General features: G+C 56.2%; 5 protein-coding genes. 3 read left to right on the forward strand and 2 right to left on the reverse strand.

Features of this window, described 5'->3' with window-relative positions; genetic code table 11:
• Positions 1 to 162 precede the first annotated feature (162 nt).
• From LQD11_RS15245 to fadJ, 3 genes are all read left to right on the forward strand, one after another.
• The gene (locus LQD11_RS15245) at positions 163 to 378 is read left to right on the forward strand and encodes a hypothetical protein (RefSeq protein WP_238618317.1); all 216 of its coding nucleotides are present in this window, start codon (positions 163 to 165) and stop codon (positions 376 to 378) included.
• 254 nt (positions 379 to 632) lie between these two features.
• On the forward strand, positions 633 to 1,946 hold the full coding sequence (gene fadI, locus LQD11_RS15250) for an acetyl-CoA C-acyltransferase FadI (RefSeq protein ID WP_238618318.1): 1,314 nt from the start codon (positions 633 to 635) through the stop codon (positions 1,944 to 1,946).
• Positions 1,946 to 4,105, forward strand: a complete 2,160-nt coding sequence (fadJ, locus tag LQD11_RS15255) for a fatty acid oxidation complex subunit alpha FadJ (protein WP_238618319.1) — start codon at positions 1,946 to 1,948, stop codon at positions 4,103 to 4,105. Before fadI ends, fadJ begins: the two co-directional genes overlap by 1 nt.
• 575 nt (positions 4,106 to 4,680) lie before the next feature.
• On the opposite strand, the gene LQD11_RS15260 is transcribed toward fadJ, so the two are convergent.
• Both LQD11_RS15260 and LQD11_RS15265 read right to left on the reverse strand, forming a co-directional pair.
• A complete protein-coding gene (locus LQD11_RS15260) occupies positions 4,681 to 7,179 on the reverse strand; it encodes a toll/interleukin-1 receptor domain-containing protein (protein WP_238618320.1) in 2,499 nt (832 codons plus the stop codon).
• Between the two features lie 269 nt (positions 7,180 to 7,448).
• Positions 7,449 to 8,450, reverse strand: a complete 1,002-nt coding sequence (locus LQD11_RS15265) for an SDH family Clp fold serine proteinase (protein WP_238618321.1) — start codon at positions 8,448 to 8,450, stop codon at positions 7,449 to 7,451.
• Positions 8,451 to 9,047 lie beyond the last annotated feature (597 nt).

Below are 9,047 nucleotides of genomic sequence, written 5' to 3' on the forward strand. Positions count from 1 at the left end.
GATGGGAGGCGCAGCCGAACATCGAACTACGCCTGCCCGCATGCGCGGGATATGCATATACTCCACCTGCAACCCATCTACCCTGTCTTTGATTGACGCAATCAAAGACAGGAAGCCGCAAGATGTTCAAAGTATATTGCAATTCAAGTATAGCTTATTTCCTTGGATGCTCAACCAAGCGATGCGGCTGATATCCCCACGGATGAATCCGGGGGCTTTACGCCGCAGTTCGGTGAAACACTAGCGGTTGCTGCCATCGTGGTGGATGCCAAATCCCAGAAAGCGGCTGCGTTCTACCAGCACTTCGGTTTTATTGAACTGCCCGGTCAGCCAGGCCGCTGGATGCTGTCACGCTCACACTTTTCGGGTTTGGCTTGAGGCGCAGCCAGGCTCGGTGACGATCCATCAAGCTGGACCCGATCCAGGCGGAGTCCTGGTCCGATGACGAGGTCCTGCGACACTGGAGCTACTTGTTCAAGGGACCGCTGCCGCCGGGCAGGGCACCACAAGTCCGGCTTGCCTATTCATTCAAACGACTGTTAGAGTTCCCCTTGATGATTATCAAACCATGATGCCGCCGGGATCGCTCCAGGGTGTCCACGGCAGGCCGACGTCACACCAAGGGAACTCGCATGAACAAGACACCCAACCCCGCACCCACCCGACCCGGCCAGCGCGTGGCGGTGGTGGCCGGGCTGCGCACGCCGTTTGCGCGGCAGCTCACCGCCTTCCGGGACCTGTCCGCCATTGATCTGGGCATTCTGGTCACCAGCGAACTGATGGCCCGCACGGACCTGGACCCGGCGCTGGTGGAACGGGTGGTCTACGGTCAGGTGGGGATCCTCCCCCAGGCCCCCAATATCGCCCGCGAAGTGGTGCTGGGCGCTGGCCTGCCTGCAGGAACCGATGCCTACAGCGTCTCCCGCGCCTGCGCCACCAGCCTGCAGAGCACCGTGGACGTGGCCGCCGCCATCGCCCGCAACGAGATCCAGGTGGGACTGGCCGGCGGCGCCGATTCCACCTCGGTGCTGCCGCTTCAGCTCAGCGCCCCCCTGGCCCGCGCCTTCATGCGGGCCAGCAAGGCCCGCTCCCTGCTGGACAAGCTGCGCTGCTTCAAGGACATCCGCCCCGGGCATCTGCTGCCCAACCCACCGGCGGTGGCGGACTATTCCACCGGTCTGCGCATGGGCGATATCGCCGAACAGATGGCCCGCAATCACGACATCGGACGGGCGGAGCAGGATGCCCTGGCGGTGGCTTCTCACCACAAGGCCCACCAGGCCTGGGAGGCGGGACACCTGCAAGCCGAGGTGATGACCGGCATCGTGCCCCCCTTCCGGGAAGTGATCACCCGGGACAACACCCTGCGACCCGATACCAGCCTGGAACACATGGCACGCCTGCCGCCGGTGTTCGACCGTCGCCACGGCACGGTCACCGCCGCCAATTCCAGCCCGCTCACCGATGGCGCCGTCAGCCTGCTGCTGATGACCGAATCCCGGGCGCGGGCACTGGGTTTCGACCCCCTGGGCTTCATTCGCGGCTGGGCCTTCACCGCCATCGACCCCTTCAACGACGGACTGATGGGTCCGTCCCATGCCACCCCCCTGGCCCTGGACCGGGCCGGCATCCGGCTGCAAGACCTGGCACTGGTGGAGATGCACGAGGCCTTCGCCGCCCAGGTACTCGCCAATCTCAAACAATGGCGGTGCCCGCGCTTTGCCCGGGAGGTCCTGGGACGGGACACCCCCATCGGCGAGGTGGACCCGGATCGCTTCAACGTACTGGGCGGCTCCATCGCCTACGGCCATCCCTTCGCCGCCACGGGGGGACGCATGATCATCCAGACACTGCGCGAACTGCGCCGCCGGGGCGGCGGACTGGCGCTGACCACCGCCTGCGCCGCGGGCGGCCTGGGCGCGGCCCTGATCCTGGAGGTGGACTGATGAATGCCTTTCACATGCAGAAGGATGACCGGAACGTGGCCGTCATCACCGTGGACCTGCCCGATGAGCGCATGAACGTACTCCGGGCGGAGATGGTGGACGAATGCGGCGCCCTGCTGGATACCCTGGCACGGGACAACACCCTGCGGGGCGTCATCATCACCAGCGGCAAGCCGGACAACTTCATCGCCGGGGCCGACATCCGCATGCTGTCCGCCTGCGACAGCGCCGAGGACGCCGCCGCCCTGGCCCGCGCCGGACAGGCCCTGTTCGACCGACTGGAGGGCTTCCCGGTGCCGGTGGTGGCCGCCATCCACGGCCCCTGTCTCGGTGGCGGACTGGAACTGGCCATGGCCTGTCACGGCCGGGTGGCCACAGATCATGACGCCACCCGCCTGGGCCTGCCGGAAGTGCAGCTGGGCCTGCTGCCGGGAAGCGGCGGCACCCAGCGGCTGCCGGCCCTGGTGGGCCTGCCGCAGGCCCTGGACATGATGCTCACCGGGCGCCAACTGCGCCCGCGCCAGGCCCTGCGGCAGGGACTGGTGGATGAACTGGTGCCCCCGCCCCTGCTGATGCAGGCGGCCCGTGCCCGGGTGCAGGCCCTGGCGGACGGGAAACAGACCCGCCGCCGCAGGGCCTGGCACCAGCGCCTGCTGGAAAACAACGCACTGGGGCGACACCTGGTCTACCGGCAGGTCGGCAAGCGGGTACACGCCCGCACCCAGGGCAACTACCCGGCCCCGGAACGCATCATCGACGCCGTGCGCACCGGCCTGGAATCCGGTCGGCGGGCGGGGCTCGCCGCCGAGGCCGGGCATTTCGGGACCCTGGCCATGACGCCCCAGGCGGAGGCGCTGATGTCCCTGTATCTGGCCGGCAATGCCCTGAAAAAGGACCCGGTCACCTCGCCGTCGGCCACCCCTCGTCCGGTGCGGACCGTGGGCGTGCTGGGCGCGGGCCTGATGGGGGCCGGGATTGCCCATGTCACCAGCACCCAGGCCGACAGGAACGTGCGGCTCAAGGACGTGAGCGCCGAACGGCTCAACGAGGCCATGGGCCATGTGCACCGCCAAATCCGGACCCGGCAGCGGCGCCAGGGGCTAAGCGACTTCGAGGTGGGACGCCGGCTGAACCGCATCACCCCCACCCTGGACTACAGCGGCTTTGGTCGTCTGGACATGGTGATCGAGGCGGTGTTCGAGGATCTGGCACTCAAGCACCGCATGCTGGCGGATGTGGAGGCCCATTGTCCGGAGACAGTGATCTTTGCCACCAACACCTCGTCCATCCCCGTCGCGCAGATCGCCGCGCCGGCCCGGCGGCCGGAACGGGTCATCGGCATGCACTACTTCTCGCCGGTGGAACGCATGCCCCTGCTGGAAGTGATCGTCACCGACCGCACCGATCCGGAAGTGATCGCCACCACCGTGGCCCTGGGCCGGGACCAGGGCAAGACGGTGATCGTGGTTCAGGACGGGGCCGGGTTCTACGTCAACCGCATCCTCGCCCCCTACCTGAACGAGGCCTGCCATCTGCTCATGGAGGGCGTGCCCATCGACCATATCGACACCACCCTGGTGCGGTTCGGCTTCCCCATGGGACCCTTCGCCCTGCTGGATCAGGTGGGGCTGGACGTGGGCGGCAAGGTGGGACCCATCCTGCATGAAGCCTTCGGCGAACGCATGCGCCCCTCACCGGTGGGCGAGCGCCTGCTGGCCCAGGGGCGGCGGGGCCGCAAGTCCGGCAAGGGATTCTACCGCCATGATCGCCGTGGGCGCGGCGCCCCCAAGGTGGATGCAGCGGTCTACACCGAACTGGGGGTACAGCCCGGGCAACGCCTGCCGGCCCAGGAAATCATCGACCGCACCGTGCTGCCCATGATCAACGAGGCGGTCCGTTGCCACCAGGAAGGCATCATCCGTCACCGGCGGGACGGAGACATCGGAGCCGTCTTCGGCATCGGATTCCCCCCCTTTCTGGGCGGACCGTTCCATGAACTGGCCCGGCGGGGACCGAAAGCGGTGGCAAAGCGCCTGCGCGAGTTGCAGACCCGTCATGGGGACCGCTTCGAGCCGGCACCCGGGCTGGAAAAGGTGCTGGAGGGGGATGACGGTGTTTCACCGGCACGGCCATACCCTTCAGTGGGATCGGTCCGGTGAAACCGCTGCTGCCGTTTGAAGGCGCATTCGCCGAACGGGAACAGCCTGGCATCCCGTTTGCCTTCGAGGATTATCTGGCCCTAGTGGACTACACCGGGCGGGCCATCTGTCTCACTTGCGGTCCGTGTCCCTATGGGAGTCGAACTGAGGGCCGGCTCGAAAGGGCCGGAATAACCATCGAACCCTACCGGGTCTGTGGTCGCCACGGGAGCCGGACTGAGGGCAGCTCGAAAGGGCTGGAACCACCACCGGACCCTACCGTGACCCGGACAGCGCGCCAATCGGCAACGCTTGGCGTGATGAGGCAGAAGTCAGCAGACGGCATAGTAGCCAAATGCTCACCGTAATGGGTGAGACACGGTGAAGGCCCGAACCTCCGGCAACGAGCGAGACCCGCGTGTCTCAAGGGCCGTAATGCGCCCGACCGGGTGAAACGGCCTTGGCGATTCGTTGGGTAACCAGCGTTGAAGGTCACCATGGTTGTATGGTCCTTTGAACTCCGGAGGAAACGCCCCGCGCGGACCCGCATGCGGGGTGTTGTGGAGGCCGGGGGAGAAAAACCCCCGGCTATCCGATTAAGAATCTATCTCATCAAAGTTGAAGTCATGGAAATCACCGAACTGAGCAAGATCCTCTTTGTATTTTTTTCGTTGTTCATAGGGAATCGTTACGTCTTTGGAAAGATTACTTAAGCACCTAGCCTTAATTCCTTTATATTGTTTAGAGGTTTTGTCGACAAAACCCTCTACAATTCGCAATGCATTACTGGAGCTTCCTTTCTCCAGCTCTAAGTTAGACTGGAGTGCGATTTTTATATCGTTTTTGCTCTTCGGAAAGTCAGATCTCACCTTGCTTAGTTCTTCTTCAGCCTCCGCCAACTCCCCACCCTTGATAAGAGCTTTGACTAATTGAACCCTTCCGGAGAAGAAGCGTTGACCTCCGACATTTGCGGCCTCTCGAGCATATTTCAGTGCAAGATCCGGCCTGCCAAAAGCAAGATGATAAGAAGAAAGCCTAAGTTTATAATGTTCTGGCGTGTCAAGAAGTTCTAATTGACTGATATATTTCTGTGCAGACTCTTGATCATCCTTCTTTATGGCTATCCTAGCGGCCATGTCTATAACTTGATTATTGTTTGGCTGAATTCTTAATGCCTCGTTGATATTTTTCTGCGCCGACTCCAAATCCCCACTCATTAGATGGCAATGAGAGAACTCTCGATACAACGCAAAACCTTTTCTACCATGTTTTTGCGCGTTTGAGTATGCTTCGATGGCCTTGGCCAAGTCTCCCTTTTTTCTTTCAAGAAAACCTTGCAAATAATAAACATTGCGATATTCATCTAACGGATAAAGGCTATCTAAATATTTCTGCGCAGCATCCCATTTTTCTTCCTGAATTAAAGCCTTGATTAAGAACGTCTTCGCTTTCGCACTATCAGGATTGACATTTATAGCTTCCATTCCTATTTCTATAGCTTCCTTATACTTCCGCTGATGATAAGCGTTTTCTAAGAGTTTAATGTAATCTGAATTTAGTTTTATTCCGTTTTTTGTCGCTTTTTCATCACCCAGCGTGAAACCCAATCTAAACAAAACACGAGAAATCTCTAATTTATGTTCATCCTGTGCTGAGTCGATATAATGATTAAGGTTATTTTTTACCACCTTTAGATCTTGATTGGATGGGTAGCCGAAAACCTCATTTACCGCCCCCTTAATTGGATCAGCTATTCTATACAATTGTCCATCTTGAACCCTAACAAGTGAACAATCTATGAGCTCATAGATTCGATCATGGGCTTCAGACCTTTCACACTTATATAGCGATAAAATACACGAAAGCGGCAAAGGCGAATAATTAGACAAGACCTGAAGAACCTGAATATCTTCACCGGTAAGATTATGATCCTGTACGTGTGTTATAAACCTCTTTTGACTAAATTGGGTCAGTTTTCTTTTATCACTCATTAAAGCATCGACAGAATAAATCGATGCCTGCTTTACAGCAAAATACGCTGCTGGTGGGTATCCGTTTATATAATCAGTTAAGTCTCTTATGTTCTCTGGGCTTAACGTAATTGATGAGCGTAGACTCAATTTAGAAAGCAGCTGAGATGATGCTCTACCACTAAGCTGTTCTATAGGTACGCTATCCAATTTAACATCATTATCTCGACTTATTCGCCGGCTAAGGACTAAGCAAATATATGCATCCGGAAGCTGCTCTACACTTTCTATAACTCGATTCATGAAATTGGAAAGACAGCCGTTATCAAGAGTTAACCCTCCTGAGTCCACGAAAATAGGAAGTTCATTTGCAGACATTACCGACTGTATGTTGTTTGTGACACGTATTAGCGCTTCAGTTTCGGAAAGTGAGTTTATCTCTTCTACAATATCTCTAAGCTCTTCTTGGCAAGAGTATGGCTCAATAATATCAGCTAGTTTTGCGCATAGTGAATTCATTGTTTCACCAGCTTCCACCTCAAGCTCAACACACTTATGTAGGGAGAAAAGATCTTTTGTCACATTTCGCACCAAAGATCGCCTACCTATTCCTGGCAGCCCGAATACGGCAAGAGTTTTTGGTGGTTTAGAGCCGTCGATAGGGTTTAACGCCTCTTCTAGTAAGTCACGTTCTTTAGATCTGCCTAAAAACACGGGTCTCTGAAACTCTTCCGCAGCTTCTTCAAGCCTGTGCTTGATATCTCTCGCTATCGCACTTGGTGAACTAACCTTTTTAATCAAGGCTGTTGTTAACCAGCTAGGCAAATCGCCTATCTCAACATCATCATTGAGAATAAACACTATTGAACGCTTGAGCGCTCCTTTCAGCTTTGAATAAAAAGCTTGTTCTAGCTCAAACTTGCACCAATTCGAGTCAAGTGAGTTTCTAGTCGCAAAAAAAACAAAAACAGTCGAAAGGCTGAGTTTCTCTTCAATCGATTTTTGGAACTCAACACCACTATCGAAGCTTCTTTCATCAAAGATACAGTTAAGTCGGTTTAGCTGGTTCGCTACTTCTCGAACGATCTCTTTGTCCAGAGACGAATGTGAAAGAAATGCTTTCATTTAATTATTCCTATATCTTTGATCCAATTACTTTCAATAGTCTGAATAGATTCTTAACGCCGAAGCTCAGCCGCGGGTTTGCCGACCGAAGGGCGGCGGAACCGTCGGCTGGAGCGCCTTGTTAGAGGGCATTTCACGAATCACCATGGGTGATGTGCCCATCTGTGATGCAAGGCTGTCTGGTTTTGCGGACGTAGCGGCAATGGATGAACCGCTTGACGAATCCGTATGGCTTATGTAGGTGACGTAAGAACCGGAATTTGATTTAGTCATTGTGTGAGTCTCCATCCCTCGTAGGTTCTCTGATCTTGGAGCGCGACTTGCTGAGTCCCGTCGGGTGCATTCATTACCATCCGGCCAAGTATTCCCTCGCTGACAAACCCATGTGATCCGCCCGCTTCGCTTTCAATGAGAGCGCGCACCAAACGGTAGGCGTTCTGCTGATTCGCCCCCAAAAGCGCATTTGGGTCGTAACCCTGAGTTAACTCCAATTCATCGTGGATGTCATCATAGATACGCTTAATCAGTGCGTACAGAACGTCATCCGGTTTTTCAATCGACAGCCCGAGGCTGTCTCGCGCTTCGCGCCGATGAATTGTGTAGTCATGGCTTCCGGACTCGCTACACAAAAAAGAGATTGCTGCGTGAATCTTCTCTTCATCTTGCAATTGGTTCCGAATTAGTTTTTTCCCAAGCATCTGAATTTGACTGCGAGCGCGGTAGACGTCGCCTAGCACTAATGGGTGAACCTTGTCGCTTAGCTTAAGAAGGACATTGGTCAGGTCTTCATCACTCTTAATGCTCAACTCATCCTTTGCCAACTCGAGATAGCCTCTAATCGCTTCAACACTTACTGGCACACGGGCATTGAGAGGCGCGCCCTCAATATGCGGGTTCAACGGTGTGTTTACGCTTGGATCGATGGGCCCAAGGGTTGCCTGCTTGGTCATTACGATTCGATTCGCACCTAAGCACATAAGGGTGCCAGTGCTGTGGCACTTTGAGGGGACGATGACTTCAAGATCATCACAAAATTGGCGAATAAGATTAATGATGCTCCATCCGGCAAGGGTGTTTCCGCCTCGTGTATAGAGAAGCAAGCTAATCTTAGGCGTTACTCCAATGATGTCCAAATGGTGAACAAAGAAGTCAATTACCTCTGAATGGATCTCTGTTTCCAATCCCCGGCGATCACCAGTCACGTAGACAAGCAAACGTGACGATCTCATTTTCTCTAAATCTTTGTAGAGCTGTTTCCGATTTGGATACATCGTTTCTCCCCTTTGTACCTAGCACCCGACAACTGGCCGTGCCCTCTAACATATAAGCGTTTATCCGCTGTGCGCAGCATGGCGGATAAACGTCTGTTGGACGAAGCCATGTACCGCACATCTTTATAATGGGGATTGTATTGTTGGCGGCGGGCCAGGCAGGCCATGTGCGGCCCTTTGGCAGGTGTGGATTACCTGTGCGGGTTCCTTCGGCCACTGTGGAGCCATGCTGGGGGATCCTTGGCAAGTGTGTTTTGAATGAACATAGCCTGATTGTTGGCCCGGTTTCAATGTTTTGCCCGCACTCAGGCCCGGCCTTTCCGGAGGCCGTTGTCAGCCTGCTCCGTCACCCGCTATTTTTCAATCACTTAACATCGTCGTGCCTTGAGCGTGGGGCATGGGACAGGACGCGATATTTCGGCAATGACATGCAAACGACCTTTCCGGCATCGGGGACAAGGATACCCGGACGCTTCCTTGCGCGGCGCGGCGGTGGCTGCCGGTGGACGCGCCATCGATAATGCCCTCCTGACCTGATCAAGCTTTTGACGGCGGCACCGATTGGCCAAAAAGCCGTAATGGCGCACCCGCATCAAA

The sequence above is a fragment of the Ectothiorhodospira shaposhnikovii genome, from assembly GCF_022227765.1.
In the GTDB taxonomy this organism is placed as follows: Bacteria; Pseudomonadota; Gammaproteobacteria; order Ectothiorhodospirales; family Ectothiorhodospiraceae; genus Ectothiorhodospira.

Excerpts from the sequence above, each read along its gene's own strand:
- fadI (WP_238618318.1), top strand. The coding sequence starts at position 633 with ATGAACAAGACACCCAACCCCGCACCCACCCGACCCGGCCAGCGCGTG.
- fadJ (WP_238618319.1), top strand. The coding sequence starts at position 1,946 with ATGAATGCCTTTCACATGCAGAAGGATGACCGGAACGTGGCCGTCATC.
- LQD11_RS15260 (WP_238618320.1), bottom strand. The coding sequence starts at position 7,179 with ATGAAAGCATTTCTTTCACATTCGTCTCTGGACAAAGAGATCGTTCGA.
- LQD11_RS15265 (WP_238618321.1), bottom strand. The coding sequence starts at position 8,450 with ATGTATCCAAATCGGAAACAGCTCTACAAAGATTTAGAGAAAATGAGA.